Raw genomic sequence first — 17,179 nt, forward strand, 5'->3', positions numbered from 1 at the left:
GATACTCCCCGCGGACGACGACGGATCATCCGGGGCGACGTAGGGTGGTCCGCGATGCCCGTCCGTCCCGGTCCCGAGCTCCGCGAGGCCGCGCTCCTGACCGGGGTGGCGGCCGCGCTGCTCGTCGACGGCGCGGTGGGGTCCGGCGACGGACTCTCGGTGGCCGGGGTGCTCGCCGTCGGCCTGGCCGTCGCGGTCCTCGCGGCGCGCCGGCGTGCGCCGCTCGTCGCGGTCCCGGCGATGTGCCTCGCGATCGCGGCGTGCCTGGCGACCCTGAGTCCCGGCGACACCGTCTTCCTCCCCGGCGGGATCGCCGCGTTCTCCGGCGCGCTGCACGGCGACCGCCGGCGGTCGCTCCTCCTGGCCGCGGTGCTCGTTCCCGTCGCCGCCGGACTCGTCGTCGGGTTCTCGAGCGACCTCGAGGTCGGGAAGATCCTCTTCAACGCCGGGGTCGTCGCCGGCGCCGTGGTGCTCGGCGACAGCGTCCGGGCCCGCGCGGACGCCCGGCGCGCCGACGAGGAGCGCCGGGCCCAGGAGGACCGCGAGCGGGAGCTCGACGCCCGGAGGCGCGTGGCCGAGGAGCGCCTGCGGATCGCGCGCGACGTGCACGACGTCGTCGCCCACTCGATCGTCGCGATCAACGTCCAGGCCGGGGTCGCCGCCCACCTGCTGCACTCCCGGCCCGAGAACGCCGAGGCCGCGTTGAAGGAGATCAAGCGCGTCTCCGGCGCCGCGCTCCAGGACCTCCGCACCACGCTGGGCGTCCTCCGCGACGAGGACGAGGCGGACGTCCCGCCCCTGCGCCCCGTCGATCCGCTCGGCCGCCTCGACGGGCTCGCGGAGCCCCTGCGCGCCGCCGGGGTCGACGTCCGCGTGCGGATCGACGGCCCGCAAGGGGACGTGCCGACCGCGGTGGCGACCGCGGCGTACCGGATCGTGCAGGAGGCCCTGACCAACGTGCTGCGCCACGCGGACGCGCGGGCGGCGGGGGTCGACGTGGCGGTCGGGCGGGACGCGGTCGAGGTGGTCGTGACCGACGACGGCGGGGACGCGGAGGGCGCGGGGGCCGCCGGACCGACGGACGGCGCGGGCGCCGGTCTCCGCGGGATGCGCGAGCGGGCCGCGGCGGTCGGCGGGACGGCCGAGGCCGGCCGTGCCGACGGCGCCTGGACCGTCCGCGCCCGCCTGCCGCTGCGCGCGGTCGCGGAGGGGACGTCGTGACCGTCTCCGTCCTCCTCGCCGACGACCAGGGCCTCGTCCGCGCCGGCTTCTCCGCGCTGATCGCCGCCGAGGACGGGCTCGAGGTGTGCGCGGAGGTCGCCGACGGCGCCGCCGCGGTGGCCGCCGCGCGCGAGCACCGCCCCGACGTCGTGCTGATGGACGTCCGCATGCCCGTGATGGACGGCCTGGAGGCCACCGCGGCGATCACCGCCGACCCTGCGCTGGCGGGCGTGAAGGTGATCGTCCTGACGACGTTCGAGCTCGACGACTACGTCTTCGGCGCGCTGCGGGCAGGTGCCGCGGGGTTCCTCCTCAAGGACGTCGAGCCCGCCGACCTGCTCCGCGCCGTGCGCGTGGTCGCGGCCGGCGACGCGCTCCTGCACCCCCGCGTCACGCGCCGGCTGATCGCCGCGTTCGCCGCCCGCTCGGACGCCGAGCCGCTCGTCCGCCCCGCGGCCCTCGACGAGCTCACGGAGCGCGAGCTGGAGGTCCTCGTCCTCGTGGCCCGCGGCCGGTCGAACGCCGAGATCGCCGACGACCTGGTGATCTCTCCGCTGACCGCGAAGACCCACGTCTCGCGGATCCTCATGAAGCTCGGCGCGCGGGACCGCACGCAGCTCGTCGTCACCGCGTACGAGGCCGGCGTCGTCGTGCCCGGCGCCTGAGCCGCCGCCCGACGCCGTACTCCGCGCGGAGTACGCCCGGTGCGTCCGCGCCGCCGACGACGCGCCGGACCCCCGCTCGTAGCGTCGTGGTCGACCCTCCCCCACCCCCGGAGCCGACCATGCACCAGACATCCGAAGCCCCCGACAGGACCCCGCTCGGACGCCTCGCGTCCGTGGCCTTCCGGCGACGCAGGACGGTCGTCCTCGGCTGGCTCGTGGCGCTCGTCGTCGCGACCGTCGCCTCGATGCAGCTGGGCGGCGACTTCGTCGTCAGCTACGACACCCCCGGCTCGGAGTCGCAGGCGGCCACGCGGACGATCGACCGCGAGTTCGGCGGCCGCTCGACCGACGAGGTCGAGATCGTCTGGAAGGACGCGGCCGGGGCCGACCGGCCACGGGCCACCGCCACGATCGACGGGCTGCTCGCCCGCACCGAGCGGCTCCCCGGCGTCGGGGACGGCGTCACGACGAAGGACGCCGCCGTGTCCCGCGACGGGACCACGGCCGTCGTCCGCATCCCGCTGACCGAGGACCACCAGGCGGTCCCGGAGTCCACGGGCACGGCGCTCATGGACCTCGCGTCGCGGGCGTCGGACGACGGCGTGCGGACGTACGCGTCCGGCGGGATCTCCGGGATGGAGGAGGAGGCCGGCATGTCGTCGGAGATCGCGGGCTTCGCGGTCGCGGCGATCGTCCTGCTGCTGACGTTCGGCTCCGCGGTCGCGGCCGGGCTGCCGCTCGTCGTCGCGCTGATGGGCGTCGGCGTGGCGCTCGGCGTCGGTGGCCTGCTCGCCGCCGTGGTCGACACGCCCGACTGGGCCGTCCAGATGGCCCTGATGCTCGGCGTCGGCGTCGGAATCGACTACGCCCTGATCATCATCACCCGCTTCCGGACCGCGCGGGCCGCGGGCCGGGCGCCGCACGACGCGACCGTCGAGGCGATGACCACCGCCGGGCGGTCCGTCCTGGTCGCCGGCGGGACGGTGGTCGTGTCGCTGCTCGGCCTGTACCTCATGGGCCTGCCGTACCTCCACGGCGTCGCCCTGGCGTCCAGCGCGTCGGTGCTCGTGGTCCTGGCCGCGTCGCTGACGCTGCTCCCGGCGCTCCTCGGGTTCGCGGGACGGCGGATCGAGCGCCTGCGGATCCTCGGGGTGCGCACCGAGCCGCGCGACCCGGACGGTGCACCGGGCGCGCGGTGGGCCCGGCGCGTCCAGCGACGGCCGGTGCTCGCGACCGTGCTCTCCCTCGCGCTGCTCGCGCTGCTCGCGGCGCCCGCCACCACCCTGCGGTTCGGGTTCCCCGACGCCGGCAACGACGCCACGGGCACCGCGAAGCGGGAGGCCTACGACCTCGTGACCGCCGGCTTCGGCCCGGGGCAGAACGGCCCGCTGGTCGCGGTCGCCGCCACGCCGCGGGGCGCGGCGGACCGCCCCGCGCTGGAGCGCCTCGCGTCCGGCCTGCGCGCGGACCGCGGGGTGGCGTCGGTCGGCGCGCCCGTCGCCAACGACCGCGGCACGGCGGCGCTGATCCAGGTCGTCCCGCGGACCTCGCCGCAGAGCACCGCGACGAAGGACCTCGTCGAGCGGCTCCGGGACGGACCGTTGCACCGCGCCGGTCTGCAGGTCGACCTCGGCGGGGCGACCGCGAGCGCCGTCGACCAGGGCGTCGCGACGGCGGACCGGCTGCCGCTCTTCGTCGGCGGGGTCGTCCTGATCTCGTTCCTGCTGCTCGTCGCCGCGTTCCGGGCGCCGGTCGTCGCGGCCAAGGCGGGCGTGATGAACCTGCTCTCGATCGGCGCGGCCTTCGGCGTCGTGGGGCTCGTGGCCCAGGGCGGCTGGGCCGGGCAGCTCGTCGGCATCGACACGCCGCTGCCCGTGCCGCCGTTCATCCCGGTGATCATGTTCGCCGCGCTGTTCGGGCTGTCGATGGACTACGAGGTGTTCCTCATGTCGGCGATCCGGGAGCGGTTCGCGCGGCACGGCGACGCCGGCGCGGCGGTCGCGGAGGGCGTGGCCCGCACCGCACGGGTGATCACCGCCGCGGCCGCGATCATGGTCGCCGTCTTCGCGGCGTTCGCGCTCAGCCCGGAGGTCTTCCTCAAGCTCATGGGCCTGGGACTGGCGACCGCGATCCTCGTCGACGCGACGATCGTCCGGATGGTGCTCGTGCCCGCCGTGATGCAGCTCCTGGGCGCCCGCGCCTGGTGGTCGCCGCGGTGGCTGCGGGACCGCCGCGGGCGAGCGACGTCGCCGGTGGCGGCGGACTGAGCGACGAGTGGGCGGGCGGGGCCTCCGGTCCCGCCCGCGGCGCCGCCCGGGAGCCTCGCCGTCGGAGCGGCTCAGAACCGACCGGGGACGAACGGCTCCTCGATCGGGACCGTCGTCCACCCCGGATCGGTGGCCTCGAGGAACCGGCGCTCCGCGGAGACGCGGGCGAAGACCTCGGGGTCGCCATCGCGGGTCCCGCACGCCACGCCCCACGAGTCGACCCCGACGACGACGGTCCGGCCCCGGGGCGTCGTCCGGGTCAGGGGCGCCCCGCTGTCCCCGTAGCACCCGGACGCGAACGGCCGGCGCCCGTCGGCGTCCTGGGTGCAGAGCATCACGCGGCCGCGGTACTGGGCGCCCTGGCCGGGGGCCGCGCGCCCGAGCTCGCGCCGGCAGACCGCGGCGGACCGCACCACCAGCCTCGCGCGACGGAGCACCCCGTAGTCGCCGGGACGGTCCGCCCTGCCGGTGCCGTACCCGGAGAGCTCGACCTCCTGCCCCGCCCGGACGTGCCCGCGGGCGACCGCGATCGGCCGGACCCCGGTCACGTCGCGGTCGAGCTCGACCAGTCCGAGATCGCGGTAGGGCTCGGCGGGGAAGTCGGGCGTCAGGTACTGGAACCGGGGATGACGGGCGACCCGGACGGCGACGTACCGCGCGCCCCCGATCCGCACCGCCGTCGTCCCGGGCACGACGTGCGAGACGCAGTGCGCCGCCGTCAGCAGCCGCCGCGGGGCGACGAGCGTCGCGGTGCAGGCCTCCGCGAGCCGCACGACCGCGGGCCGGCTCGACGGCTCGACCCGCACGCCGGACACGATCGCGGCCGGCGCCGCCACGATCGGCATGCCGATCAGCGTCCAGACGAGCACCGCGGCGCCGGCCACGGCCCGCACGACGATCGGGCCGCGGGGCCGGAGGCCGACGAGGACTCGGGACATCACCGCAGCCTAGACGGGACCGCGGCCGACGCGCCGCGGCGAACGCTCAAGATCCGTCGTCTGGCGGATGGTCGCGTCCGCGCGACGCTGGTGTACTCGGGCGGTGCTGCGTCCACGCTCCCGACCACTGCTCGTCACCGCCCTCGCCGGTGCGGGCCTCCTCGGCCTGGCGGCCCCCGGAGGAGCGTCCGCGGCGGCGAGCCCGAAGTACCCGAAGTACCTTCCCGAGTGCCGCCCGGTCGTCGCCGTGAACGTGCGCGGCTCCGGGCAGACCGGACCGACGGACCTCCGCCACCCCCGCCACGGGATGCCGCAGGAGGATCCGGCCAGGACCGTGCTCACGGATCTCTCCTCGCTCGTCGGCGCCGACGTCTGGGCCAACGTGTCGATGACCGACGTCCCGTACGCGGCGATCAAGGTCGGCAAGGGCGGCTTCTACTACACGATGGAGTACGACGTCAGCAGGAAGGACGGCGAAGGCAGCCTCGGCCTCGTCCTGAGCGCCCTGAACTCGAAGTGCCCCGGCGCGCAGGTCATCCTCACCGGGTACTCGCAGGGCGCCGACGCGATCGGCGACGAGCTCCCGCGCGTCGCCCCGGACGTCCGGAAGAAGATCCTCGGTGTCGTGCTCTTCGGCGACCCGCGGTTCAACCCGTCGTCACGGGCGGTGAAGGGCTCGTTCAACCCCGACCGCAGCGGCGTCCGCGGGTCCCGGCCGGAGTTCCCCGCCGAGGTCCCGGTGGTCTCGTACTGCCGCAGCCTCGACCCCGTGTGCCAGGGGCCGATCGGCTTTCGCATCGTCGGCGGAGGTCTCGGGGGACTCACGCCCACGGTCGTCACGGAGGGATTCGACGTGAACGCTCACCTCCGCTACCCCGAGGACGAGGCGCACAAGGCGGCGCAGTGGCTGCGCGCCCGTCTGTCGGACCGCGGCCTGCTCGGCCTGTCCCGTCCCACGGCGTCCCTGACGCCGCTCGACGTGAGCTTCGTGATCGACTCCACCGGATCGATGGACGACGCCATCTCGAGCGTTCGTGACGACGTCGCAGCGATCCGGGCCCAGCTGGCGTCGCAGACGACGTCGTTCCAGGCGGCGCTGACCGAGTACCGCGACGAGCCCGACGAGGACTCCGCCTTCCAGGCACGTCTCGTCACCGATCTGACACCCGATGCCGACACGTTCGCCGCAGCGCTCGGGCGCCTCGACGCGGACGGCGGCGGCGACTGGGCCGAGTCCGTCTTCGCGGGGCTGAACCAGGGCCTCGCCGTCAGCTGGCGCGCACCGGCGTCGAAGGCGGTGGTCCTCGTCGGCGACGCTCCGCCGAAGGACCCGGAACCCGTGACCGGGAGCACGCTCGACGCGACGATCCGACGGGCCAACCTGCTGGGCGTCCCGGTCCACACCATGGTCGTCGGCGACGACACGGACACGCAGGCGGCCTTCTCCGCGATCTCCCAGCGGACCTCGGGCACGTCGGTGACGGTCGGCGACCCGGGCCAGGTCGCCCAGTCGATCATCGCCACGCTGCAGCGCAACGCCGGTGCCCCGACCGCCGCCCGCACCCGGACGGCGGCTCGCCCGCGCACCGCCGGGGACGGTGGCGAGGGCACCGGCGGCTTCGTCGGTGTCCCGGTGCGGTTCTCGGCCGCGAGCTCCGACAGCCCGCTCGGCGACACCCTCACCTACGCCTGGGACTTCGGCGACGGCCAGACGGCCACGACGGCTTCGCCGGTCGTGGCCCACACGTACGCCGCGCCCTACACCGGGGACGTCACGCTGACCGTCACCGACTCGCAGGGCCGCGCCGGCCGCGCCGTACGGCCCGTCGGGATCGGCGCCGGCGCCCCGGCTGCGGTCGGCCCCGCCACGGGGATCAACGTCCGTCGCGAGCCCGGTGCGCTCCGCATCCGTTGGAAGCGCCCCCTGGCGGGGGCCCCGGCGGTCTACCGCGTCATGAACGGGTCCGCGGTGCTCGCGACGCTGAGCCCGAAGAAGGACCGCCCGGCCTATTCCTTGACGCTCGATCGCGTGCCGCGGTGCACCCGCCTGCGTCTGCGCGTCGCCACCTCCGACGCACTGGGCCGGACGGCGCAGTCCGTCCGCACCGGCTCGGTCGTCGTCCGGCCCGCCAAGCGCACGACGGTCCGGCGTCACGGCCGTCGGGCGGTGCGGCTCGTCGAAGGGCGCTGCCCGAAGCGCCGCTGAGACGGTTCACGGGACGGCCGCGGGGCCGTCCCGAATACCGGCCGGCTTCGTCCGTGTCAAGCACCGCCCGCACGACTGCGGGGGGTCGGGGCGGGGCGGGAGGGTCCGCATCCCTATCCTTCCCCGTCGCATGCCTTCCGCACGTACAGACCTGCGCACCGTCGCGATCGTCGCCCACGTCGACCACGGGAAGACCACCCTGGTCGACGCGATGCTCCGGCAGTCCGGCGCCCTGCACCGCGGCGAGGACTCCGATCGCATCATGGACTCCAACGACCAGGAGCGCGAGCGCGGGATCACCATCCTCGCCAAGCACACGGTCATCCAGTGGCGCGACACGACGGTCACGATCGTCGACACCCCCGGCCACGCCGACTTCGGCGGCGAGGTCGAGCGCGGCCTGGCCCTGGTCGACGGCGTCGTCCTGCTCGTCGATGCGGCCGAGGGTCCGCTGCCCCAGACGCGCTTCGTGCTCCGCAAGGCGCTCGAGGCCGATCTGCCCGTGATCCTGGTCGTCAACAAGATCGACCGCCCGGACGCCCAGATCGAGCAGGTCGTCTCCGACGTCGAGGAGCTCTTCCTCGAGCTCGACGCCAAGGACCACCAGCTCGAGTTCCCGGTCTACTACGCGATCGGCCGCGACGGCCGCGCGGGCATCCGTCCCGAGGAGCTCGGCGCCGACCTCTCCGAGCTGCTCGACGGCGTCCTCGAGGCGATCCCCGCCCCGACGTTCGACCCCGACCACCCGCTGCAGGCGCAGGTCGGCAACCTCGACGCCTCCCCGTACCTCGGCCGCCTGGCGATCTCGAAGATCGCCCACGGCACCCTGAAGCGCGGCGACCAGGTCCTCTGGGTCAAGCGCGACGGCAGCGAGACCAAGGCGAAGGTCGGCGAGCTCTTCAAGACGCAGGGCCTCGAGCGGGTCCCGGCCGACGAGATCGGCCCGGGCGAGATCGCGGCCATCGCCGGCTTCCCCGACATCGAGCTCGGCGACACGCTGACCTCGATCGAGGACCCGCGCCCGCTGCCCCCGATCACCGTCGACGAGCCGTCGCTGGCGATGACGATCGGCGTCAACACGTCGCCGATGGCCGGCCGCGAGGGCGAGAAGCTGACCGCCCGCATGATCGAGGCGCGCCTCCAGCAGGAGCTCATCGGCAACGTGTCGCTGAAGGTCGAGCCGACGGAGCGCCCGGACACGTGGGAGGTCCACGGCCGCGGCGAGCTGCAGCTGGCCGTGCTCGTGGAGAACATGCGCCGCGAGGGCTTCGAGATGACGGTCGGCAAGCCGCGCGTCCTCGTCCGCACGAAGGACGACGGCAAGCGCGAGGAGCCGCAGGAGGCCGTCACGATCGACACGCCCGAGGAGCACCTCGGCGCGATCACGCAGCTGATGGCGGAGCGCAAGGGCCAGATGCTCGGCATGAGCGGTCACGGCACCGGCTGGATCCGCATGGACTTCCGGATCCCGGCGCGTGGCCTGATCGGCGTGCGCACCGAGTTCCTGACCACGACCCGCGGCGCGGGCATGATGCACTCGATCTTCGACGGCTGGGCCGACTGGGCCGGCGAGATCCGCTCCCGCCAGGCCGGCTCGATGGTCAACGACCGCACCGGCAAGATCACCGGCTACGCCGTGATCTCGATGCAGGACCGCGGCACGCTCTTCGTCTCCGTCGGCGACGAGGTCTATGAGGGCTCCGTCATCGGCGAGAACAAGCGCGCCGAGGACCTCGACGTCAACGCGGTCCGCGAGCGCAAGGTCACGAACATTCGCTCCGCCACGTCGGAGGAGCTCGTGAAGATCGTGCCGCCGCGCGAGATGACGCTCGACCAGGCGCTGGAGTTCATCGCCGACGACGAGTGCGTCGAGGTGACGCCGAAGAACGTCCGGCTGCGCAAGAACATCCTGAACACGAGCGAGCGCCAGAAGGCGCAGAAGCAGAAGAAGCGCGGGGACGCCCCCAAGGCCTGAGCCCCCGCGGCCCCGCCCCGACGCTCACCGACGGACGACCCGGAGCTCCACCCGGCGGTTGCGGGCCCGGCCGTCGGGATCGTCCTCGCCGTCGGGCGTCGTCTCGTCGGCCACCGGATCGTCCTCCCCGCGGCCCGTGGCGACGATCCGGACCACGCCCGGCAGCCCGGGGCGCAGGACGGCCGCGACCGCCCGCGCCCGACGTCGCGAGAGCGCCCGGTTGACCGCGTCGTCCCCGACGCCGTCGGTGTGGCCGACCACGCGCAGGACCCCCGTCCCGGTCGCGACCGACCGGGCGAGCCGGACGAGCGCCCGCCGGCCCACGGGCCGCACGGACGCCCGGCCGAAGTCGAAGAGGACGTCGGCCGGCACGGCCGTGCGCCCCCGACGCGGACGCGGCGCGACCGGCCGGACGGTCGACCCCGGCCGCAGCAGCTCGATCGGGGCGGAGAGTGGGACGACGGACGCGGCGAGCTCGTCGGCGGTCGGCTCGGCCTGCGCCGCGCCTCCGCCGGCGAGGAGCACCGCGACGCCGAGGACACCGACGGCGACGCCCCGGAGCACCCCGGCCGGGGTGCTGCCGACGACGGTCATCGGCGGGTCACCGGGACCTCGCGGAAGACCGGCCAGCTCCCGACCTGGACGTCCATCGCGTCCACGCCCTCGGGCGGCGCGGCGAACATCCAGCTCGCGTCCATGGCCTGCCCCTCGCCGCTCTGGCCCGCGAAGTTCATGTCCGCGAGCTCCTCGCCCTCGCTGTCCTGGAGCGGCAGGTGGCGCCGGAGGTGGACGGGGTCGATCAGCTGGGCGCTGACGGTGTCCGTGTTCCTCCCCGGATTGATGTCGTAGAGCGCCGGGGCGGACGGGGGCGAGCCGCCATCGGTGCGCGGCTCCTCGTAGTCCCAGTCGTGCAGGACGGCGGTGAAGCGCAGGGTGGCGACGCGCCCCCGGACCGTCAGCCCGCGGATCAGGAGGTCCGCCCGCGGGCGCGTCGACGTCCGTGCGTCGGGCGCCCGGCGGACCGCCACCGTGCGGCGGGCGACGACGTCGCGGTCCTCCGCGCCGCCCGGCCACGCGGCCGAGCGGTCCGCGCCGCGCGTCCCCGCCCGCACGGCGGCGGTCCCGGCAGGGGCGGACGCGGCGTCCGGGTCCGCGCCGGAGCCGCCGCACGCCGCGAGCGGGGCCAACGAGCTCGTCGCGACGACCATCAGCGCGAACCGGCGGGCCCGGCGGCCGGAGGTGCCGGGCCGGCGGGGACGGGACGGTCCGTCGGAGGTGGGCAGGCGTCCTGCGGGGCGGTCGGGCATGGCCTCGACGCTAGGGACGACGGTGTTGCACGGGACCCGCGAACCGCACCGACTTCGTGCCGGTCCCGTGACGCCCCGCGACACGGCGCGCCGGACCGCGCGCGCACGACCCGGCGCGGGGCCGCGGACGGCGGGGGTACGCTGCACGCATGCGTGCGTTCCCGCGATCACGGCTCGCCCGGCTCGTCCTCGGGCTCGTGCTCGCCGTCGCCGCCGTCGTGTCCGCGACCAACGGCTACGTGCTCGCCCGCGGCACCGGCGGAACCGACGACGTCGCCCGGGTGCGCCCGGCGCAGACCGCGATCGTCCTCGGTGCGCTCGTGAACCCCGACGGCCGGATGAGCGGGATGCTGCAGGACCGCGTCGACCGGGCCCTGCAGCTGTGGCGGTCCGGCAAGGTCCGCCGGATCCTCGTCTCCGGGGATCACCTGACGTGGGGCTACGACGAGCCCGACACCATGCGCCGGGCCCTCCAGGCCGCCGGCGTTCCCGGCCGCGCGATCTTCACCGACCACGCCGGGGTCGACACGCGGGCGACGATGGTGCGCGCCCGCGAGGTCTTCGGGGTCCGCGACGCGATCGTCGTCACGCAGGGCTTCCACATGGCCCGCGCGCTGTACCTCGGACGTGCGTCGGGCCTCGACGTCCAGGGCGTGACGAGCGACCTGCACCACTACGGACGACAGGGCCAGAGGAGCGACCTGCGCGAGATCCTCGCCCGGACGAAGAGCGTGGTGACGCAGGTGACGGACGCGCACGTGCTGCTGGGGCCGCCGCACCCGATCGCGGGCGACGGCCGCGGCAGCTGGGGTCCGACGGGACCGCCACGGGCGTCGCGCACGACGCCCGCTCCGCGCCAGGCGCACCCCGCGGGGTCGAACAACCGTCGACCACGCGAATCCAGTCGGCCTCCGCGGTCGAAGAATCAGGGCCGGGCCGTCCTCGCGCGCGCGGGAGTCGCCGGCGCACGACCTCCGGGGTGGACCAGTCCGCACCGGAGCCGACGCGGTCACGGGGCCCCGACCCGGACCTGCCTCGGACCCACCCCAGCCCGCCGACCCGCCAGGACCAGCAGTGAAGCCGACCAGCAGGTATTCCGCAGCGCCGGCCACCGGTTCGCCGGGCGGGGTCCACCGGTTCGTGGTGCCCACGGAGCACGGCGCACCACCGGACGGCGGCGACCGGGCTCGGGTCCACTCGCCGAGCGAGCTCCGCGCCGAGGCCCTCTCTGTCCTCGAGCGGACGAGGAGCATCGGCCCGTCGCTGCGTCGCGGCTCGCGTCAGGCCATCGACGAGATCGACGCGCTGACCGCGTCGATCCGGCTCCTCCAGGAACGGGTCGACGCCGCCGCCCGACGGCCGCAGGGCGTCGCCGCCGCGACGGAGCTGGTCGCCGCCCGTCGCTGCATCCAGGCGTCGCTCACCGTCGTCCTGGACCTGCTCGCCGAGCTCGACCACTGACGCCGACCCCGGGCCCGTCCCGGTCGACCACTGCGGATTCCCACGGAGGGGGCCTATACGGCTCCGTACGAGCCCCGTATCATGCCCGTGCGCGTCCGCCCGCAAGGCGGCGCCCACGCCCTGCAACCCGCTGTCGGGGATCCGCCGCATGTCCGCATCACGCTCCCCGATCGAACGCCGTCCCGCCGTCCCGCAGCCCCGGACCGTCGAGGCCGGCGCCGCCGGTCAGGACCCGGCGTCAGCCCGCCGGGCCGCCGACGCGCTGGACCGCCTGCGCAGCCAGCTCTCGGCAACGCAGGACGTCCTCGACGACTTCCTCGTGCGACTCGACGAGGCCGGGCGCACCGACCCCGACTGATCGCGGGCTGCGGCGGCGACACCTTCCGCCGGGCGCCGGCCGATCGATGAGTCGGTGCAGGCCCGTCCCACGCGGCGTCGCACGGCCGGTGGGCTAGCCTCGGCGCATGGCCGTCCCGTCCGACGCACGCATCGCCGACGCGATCGACCGGCTCCTGGACGGCCGGGCCGACGGGACGACGATCTGCCCGTCGGAGGCCGCCCGCGCCCTGCGGCCGGACGGCGACTGGCGCGCCCTGATGGACGACGTGCGGCGGGTCGCGGCCGACGAGGCCGCGGCGGGCCGGCTCGAGGTGCGACAGGGCGGCGAGCGCGTAGATCCGGCCGGTGCACGGGGGCCGATCCGCCTCGCGCGCCCGTGAACGGGCGGACGTTCCCGTTCAGTCTGGCGTGTTCGCCCCGAACCGGCGGTCGAGCGCGCGGGACTCGCGGTCCATCCGGGGCAGCAGGCGGTGCCCGAGCAGCCCCATCGTCGCCTCGCCCGCGCGGCTCGTCAGCACCGGGCGGGTCCAGCGGAGGATGCCCAGCCCGCGGGGCACCATGACCCTGCGGCGCCGGTCCGCGATCCCGTCGGCGAGCGCTGCGGCGGCGACCTCGGGGGACGTCGTCGCGCGCAGGGGCCACGGCAGGCGACGGCGCAGCAGCCGCAGCGACGGCAGCAGCGCATCGACGTCGCGCACGAGGTCGGTGTCGACCCAGCCGAGGTAGGCGCAGCCGACGCTGACCCCCGTCGGCCGCAGCTCCTGCGAGAGCGCGTCGGCGAAGGCCTCCACGCCCGCCTTGCTCGCGGTGTAGGCGGCCATGCCCGCGGTCGGCCCCAGAGCGGACGACGAGGAGACGACGAGGACGTGCCCGCGGGCGTCGATCACCGGATCGAGCGCGGCGCCGACGGTCCGGACGACGCCCTGGAGGTTGACGTCGATCGTGCGCAGCAGGTCCTCGGTGCGTGACCCCGCGACCGTCCCGAGGTTGACGATCCCGGCGTTGGCGACCACGACGTCGAGGCCCCCGAAGCGCTCGACGGCCCCCGCGACGGCGGACCACACGGCGTCGAGGTCGCGGACGTCGGCGGGGAACCACGCGTGCGGGCCGGCGGCGGGGGCCTGGTCGTCGAGCTCGGTGCACAGCGCCGCGAGCCGTTCGTCCTCGAGTCCCACGAGCGCCACCCGCGCCCCGCGTGCAGCGAGGTCCCTCGCGAGCGCCGCCCCGATCCCCCGGGCCGCACCGGTGATCAGGACGCGTCGGCCGGCGAGGCCTTCCGGGAACGGCCGGGCGCGAGGCGACATCGGGTCAGGGTCCCATGTCCGGTCCGGGAACGCCGCGGTGCATCCGGGGGCGACCACCGACTCGGACCTCCAGCATGCGCTCCACCGCGTTCGAGCTCGTCGACGACTCCGGGGCCGTGCGCGCCCGCCTCGGGGTGACGCCCGACGGCGGCGTCGCGCTCGACCTGGCCGACGCCGACGGCCGCATCCGCGCGACCGTCGCGGTCGAGCCGGAGGGCTCCGCCGCGATCAAGCTCGCGGATCGCGCGGGCACGTTCCGCGCGGCGCTCGGCACCTGGATCGACGGGTCCTCGTCGGTCGAGCTGTTCGACGCCGGGCGCAACCACCGGATCAGCCTCGGCGAGGGCGGCGGGCGGCCGACCGGGCTCTCGGTCTGGGACGGGGCGGGCCGGCTCCGGGCGCTCCTGGCGGAGGGCCCGCAGGACGACCGCGACGCGAGCCTCGAGTTCTGGGACCGGGACGGCGCCTACCGCGCGGGCGTCGGCGTGTGGCCCGACGGGGGCACCGGGATCGAGCTGCAGGACGACGTGGGGGTGCTCCGGGCCCGCCTGGGCCAGCGTCCCGCGGACTCGTCGGGGGCCGACGAGCACCCGCACGCCCCGCGCGACCCGGCGACGCTCGAGCTCTACGGCGCCGACGGCGCGTTCCGCGTCGCCGCGGGCGAGTACCCCGACGGCGCGGGCCGCGTCAACCTGTGGGCTCGCGACGGCCGGTCGATGTCCGGCCCGCTGACCGACCCGACGGTCCCGGACGACGACTGACGCCCCGCCGCCGTCCTCGGGGCCGGTCCCGCGTCGACCGACGTCGTCGGGACCGGCGCTCGAAGGCTCAGGCGCCGCCCTCGGCGCGGACCCGTGCGTCGACGGCCGCCTCGGCCGCGATCGCGAGCAGCTCCTCCGCCGCCGCCCTCGGGTCCGGGACGACGAAGAGGTGCGTCGTCCCGCGCCCGACGTCGAGCGCGAGCCGTGGGCGCAGCCCGCCGACGATCGCGTCCGCGACGCGCACCGGGGCGACCCGGAAGCCCGTGATGTCCGCCAGGGCGAGCGACCAGTCCTCGGCGTGCATGCGGCGCTCGAGCTCCGACGGCAGGAACACGAGGCGGTCGCCGGCGACGCGGAGCGTGCCCCCGACGGCCTTCACCCGCGACACGCGGTGGGTGCCCTTGCGCTTCCAGTCCGGCGCGGGGTCCTGCGACGCCATCGCTCAGGCGCTCCGCAGCTCGGCGGCCGGCAGGTCGTCCGGGAGCGGCACGTCGGGGACGGCCTGCGGCTCGGCGTCCCAGTCCGCGAACGCCCGGGCGTCGCGCGGCTCGTGCTCGCCGGAGCCGCCGAGGGCGAGCAGCGAGACGCGGTCCGGACCGCGGTTCAGCAGCCGCCGGCGGACCTCCGGCGCGATGCGGACGAGCTCCTCGGGGCCGAAGTCGTGCTCCTCCCCCTCGATCTCGATCGTCAGCCGGCCGGCGAGGACGAGGTAGACCTCCTCCTGCTGCTCGTGCAGGTGGATCCGCATCCGTTGCCCGGGCTCGAGCACCATCTGGTTGATGCCGAAGCTCGTGACGCCGAGCGGCTTGCGGAGCCGGTGGAACCGCTCCGGGGCGGCCCCGGCGAGCGTGGCGGTGGAGAAGGACTCGGGCATGGCCGGACCCTAACGCGGCGGGGCCGCCGATCGTCGTCCTGGCGCGACGACGCTCGCGCCCCGGCCGTGGGGTCCGACGATCGGCGGACGGTGCGGGCCGGAGGACGGCGGACCGCTCCGGCCGGGCCGTCACTCCGACGGCCCCTCCTGCTCGTTCTCGTACCGCGTGGTCGAGTCCGACGACACGGTCCGGCCGTCGCCGTACCGGATCGTCCGCGTCACGGTGATCTGGAAGTCGCCGCCGTCCGCCTTCTGGCGGTCGCCCGGCTTCGCGGTCACGCGCCGGCCCCCGTTGTCGCCGTAGAGCCGCACCGTCACGCCGGCGTCGTCGTAGCTCGTGCGGACGACGATCGGCGTCTGGGTGTCGTTCGTCCACCGCATGTCGATGTCGGGGAAGTTCAGCGTCGACTCGCGGCCGGGCGGATAGCGATCGATGTAGAGGCTGTGCGGCTGGTGCGCGTCGATCTGCAGGCCGGCGAAGAACGCGGCGTTGTACATCGTGGTCGAGAACTGCGACACGCCGCCGCCGACCGACGGCTCGATCTTGTTGTTCGAGATGAACGGCGCCTCGACGTAGCCCTTGGCCTTCGTCCGCTCGCCGGTGATGCCGTTCAGCGAGAACTGGGCGCCCGGGGCGATCACCGTCCCGTCGACCGTGCGGGCCATCTGCTGGATGTTCTTCACCCGCGGCTGCCCGGCGACGTACGGGGTGGTGAACGTGCCGATCAGCGCATCGATCCTCCGGGCGGTCGTGGACGTGACCTTCGGCTGCACCGTCCTCCGCGGCACGGCGACCGTGTGGCGTCCGGCCTGGACCGCCGCCTCGATCCGCTGGGCGAGCAGGTCGCGCCGGACCTCGCGGCCCGTGCGACCGGGCCGGACGGTCACCGACGCCGGCTTCGGCCGCCAGCTGACCTCGCCCTTCGCGGTGAGGCTCGCGCCGCCGGCGGGCGCCGACACCCGGGCGTCGCGCGGCAGCTTGCGGCCCCGGTTCTCGATGCGGTCCAGGAGCGCCGTCAGCGCCTTGCCGCCCGCGCCGAGGACGGCCTTCCGCCCGGCGGAGCGGCTCTCGAGCGCGAGGAGGTCGGCCGTCTGGGCGGTCGACAGCGTGAGCGGCGTCCCGGCGCCGGTGAGCCGCAGCGGCTGGCGCAGGTAGTCCTCGGCCTGGCCTGCGACCTCCTGCAGCCGGGACTCCGGGACGGCGGGGACGGACTTCAGCGGCACGTCCAGCGGCCCGCGGCGGCCGGCGCGCAGCTCGCTGCGGATCCGGGAGACGAGCTCGGCGGTGTCGACGGTCCGCCCCGGCCGCGACCTCGTCGTCGAGACCTCGAGGGACTCCGGGTCGACCTTCAGGGCCCCGGCGTACGCGCTGCGGCTGACCTTCTCGGCCACCGGCGCGAGGGCCTTGCGCGCCTTGGCGGTGTCGAACGTGGACCGCACCGCGACGTCGCGCTCGGTGACGAGCCCGCGCAGCGGCCCGACGATCGCGTCGAGGCCGCCCCCGTGCCCGGCCGCCACCGCGGCCCGCGCCGTCGCCGGCAGGTCGACCGCGTAGCCGAGGTCCGACGCCTTCACCGGCACGATGTCGCCGTCGGCGCGCAGCAGCACCGTGCGCTGGGCGCCCAGGACGGGGCGCAGGCGCTCTTCGATCCGCTCGGCCGAGATGCCGGCGACGTCGATGCGTGCCACCCGCGTGCCGGGCAGGGCCTCGCCGGAGTGCGCCTCGCGCACGACGAGCGACGTGACGACCACGGCCAACACCACGCCGAGCAGCACGATCGCGACGAGCGGCAGCCCGAAGATGCGTCGCGGCGGCCGCATGGCGGCGGCGCGGGCGGTGCCGGTCGAGCGGGGCGGGCGC

At 75.6% G+C, this 17,179-nt stretch carries 16 protein-coding genes and 1 pseudogene; 10 read left to right on the forward strand and 7 right to left on the reverse strand.

Translation table 11 applies throughout. The features are described 5' to 3' along the window. Window positions 1–54 precede the first annotated feature (54 nt). The 3 genes from PATMI_RS26110 (at window position 55) to PATMI_RS26115 (ending at window position 4,153) form a co-directional block, all read left to right on the forward strand. Window positions 55–1,221, forward strand: coding sequence for a sensor histidine kinase (locus tag PATMI_RS26110; protein WP_051470872.1), 1,167 nt, complete (start codon window positions 55–57; stop codon window positions 1,219–1,221). Continuing rightward, complete coding sequence (locus PATMI_RS0100175; protein WP_026909389.1) at window positions 1,218–1,886, forward strand: response regulator; 669 nt, start codon at window positions 1,218–1,220, stop codon at window positions 1,884–1,886. The genes PATMI_RS26110 and PATMI_RS0100175 overlap by 4 nt, the downstream gene beginning before the upstream one ends. A 119-nt stretch (window positions 1,887–2,005) precedes the next feature. Beyond that, entirely contained in the window at window positions 2,006–4,153 is a 2,148-nt protein-coding gene (locus tag PATMI_RS26115; protein WP_051470873.1) for an MMPL family transporter, read from the forward strand. 71 nt (window positions 4,154–4,224) lie between these two features. Here the strand turns inward: PATMI_RS26115 and PATMI_RS0100185 are convergent, their stop codons facing one another. After that, a complete protein-coding gene (locus tag PATMI_RS0100185) occupies window positions 4,225–5,091 on the reverse strand; it encodes a S1 family peptidase (protein ID WP_026909390.1) in 867 nt (288 codons plus the stop codon). A 103-nt stretch (window positions 5,092–5,194) separates the two neighbouring features. On the opposite strand from PATMI_RS0100185, the gene PATMI_RS0100190 reads away from it, so the two are divergent. Together PATMI_RS0100190 and typA are read left to right on the forward strand one after the other, a co-directional pair. Continuing rightward, the gene (locus PATMI_RS0100190; RefSeq protein WP_026909391.1) at window positions 5,195–7,297 is read left to right on the forward strand and encodes a cutinase family protein; all 2,103 of its coding nucleotides are present in this window, start codon (window positions 5,195–5,197) and stop codon (window positions 7,295–7,297) included. 130 nt (window positions 7,298–7,427) lie between these two features. After that, the gene (gene typA, locus PATMI_RS0100195) at window positions 7,428–9,272 is read left to right on the forward strand and encodes a translational GTPase TypA (protein ID WP_026909392.1); all 1,845 of its coding nucleotides are present in this window, start codon (window positions 7,428–7,430) and stop codon (window positions 9,270–9,272) included. A gap of 24 nt (window positions 9,273–9,296) precedes the next feature. On the opposite strand, the gene PATMI_RS33470 is transcribed toward typA, so the two are convergent. Beyond that, window positions 9,297–9,866: an OmpA family protein gene (locus tag PATMI_RS33470; RefSeq protein WP_051470874.1), complete on the reverse strand. Its 570-nt coding sequence runs from the start codon at window positions 9,864–9,866 to the stop codon at window positions 9,297–9,299. Next, complete coding sequence (locus PATMI_RS33475) at window positions 9,863–10,579, reverse strand: hypothetical protein (RefSeq protein WP_026909393.1); 717 nt, start codon at window positions 10,577–10,579, stop codon at window positions 9,863–9,865. Before PATMI_RS33475 ends, PATMI_RS33470 begins: the two co-directional genes overlap by 4 nt. A 347-nt stretch (window positions 10,580–10,926) precedes the next feature. Here PATMI_RS33475 and PATMI_RS38740 point away from each other — a divergent pair. The 4 genes and pseudogenes from PATMI_RS38740 to PATMI_RS0100230 all read left to right on the forward strand — a co-directional run. After that, window positions 10,927–11,175, forward strand: a pseudogene (locus PATMI_RS38740) (SanA/YdcF family protein); the annotation flags it as partial. A gap of 547 nt (window positions 11,176–11,722) precedes the next feature. Continuing rightward, the gene (locus PATMI_RS38075; RefSeq protein ID WP_026909395.1) at window positions 11,723–12,040 is read left to right on the forward strand and encodes a hypothetical protein; all 318 of its coding nucleotides are present in this window, start codon (window positions 11,723–11,725) and stop codon (window positions 12,038–12,040) included. Window positions 12,041–12,188: 148 nt separating this feature from the next. Then, complete coding sequence (locus tag PATMI_RS38080) at window positions 12,189–12,398, forward strand: hypothetical protein (protein ID WP_026909396.1); 210 nt, start codon at window positions 12,189–12,191, stop codon at window positions 12,396–12,398. A gap of 106 nt (window positions 12,399–12,504) precedes the next feature. Continuing rightward, the gene (locus PATMI_RS0100230) at window positions 12,505–12,759 is read left to right on the forward strand and encodes a DUF3253 domain-containing protein (RefSeq protein WP_026909397.1); all 255 of its coding nucleotides are present in this window, start codon (window positions 12,505–12,507) and stop codon (window positions 12,757–12,759) included. A gap of 18 nt (window positions 12,760–12,777) precedes the next feature. On the opposite strand, the gene PATMI_RS0100235 is transcribed toward PATMI_RS0100230, so the two are convergent. Beyond that, window positions 12,778–13,683, reverse strand: a complete 906-nt coding sequence (locus PATMI_RS0100235) for a short-chain dehydrogenase/reductase (RefSeq protein WP_026909398.1) — start codon at window positions 13,681–13,683, stop codon at window positions 12,778–12,780. Window positions 13,684–13,757: 74 nt separating this feature from the next. On the opposite strand from PATMI_RS0100235, the gene PATMI_RS0100240 reads away from it, so the two are divergent. Continuing rightward, window positions 13,758–14,444 (forward strand): hypothetical protein, encoded by a 687-nt coding sequence (locus tag PATMI_RS0100240; protein ID WP_026909399.1) that lies wholly within the window; start codon window positions 13,758–13,760, stop codon window positions 14,442–14,444. A 67-nt stretch (window positions 14,445–14,511) separates the two neighbouring features. Here PATMI_RS0100240 and PATMI_RS0100245 read toward each other — a convergent pair whose 3' ends face one another. The 3 genes from PATMI_RS0100245 to PATMI_RS26130 all read right to left on the reverse strand — a co-directional run. After that, window positions 14,512–14,883 carry a hypothetical protein gene (locus PATMI_RS0100245; RefSeq protein WP_026909400.1) on the reverse strand — a complete coding sequence of 124 codons (372 nt, stop codon included), beginning with the start codon at window positions 14,881–14,883 and terminating at the stop codon, window positions 14,512–14,514. A gap of 3 nt (window positions 14,884–14,886) precedes the next feature. Continuing rightward, window positions 14,887–15,318 (reverse strand): cupin domain-containing protein, encoded by a 432-nt coding sequence (locus PATMI_RS0100250; RefSeq protein ID WP_026909401.1) that lies wholly within the window; start codon window positions 15,316–15,318, stop codon window positions 14,887–14,889. Between the two features lie 129 nt (window positions 15,319–15,447). After that, on the reverse strand, window positions 15,448–17,179 hold a 1,732-nt coding region (locus PATMI_RS26130; RefSeq protein ID WP_036725037.1), incomplete at its 5' end, for a VanW family protein.

This window comes from Patulibacter minatonensis DSM 18081 (assembly GCF_000519325.1).
Taxonomy (GTDB): Bacteria; Actinomycetota; Thermoleophilia; order Solirubrobacterales; family Solirubrobacteraceae; genus Patulibacter; species Patulibacter minatonensis.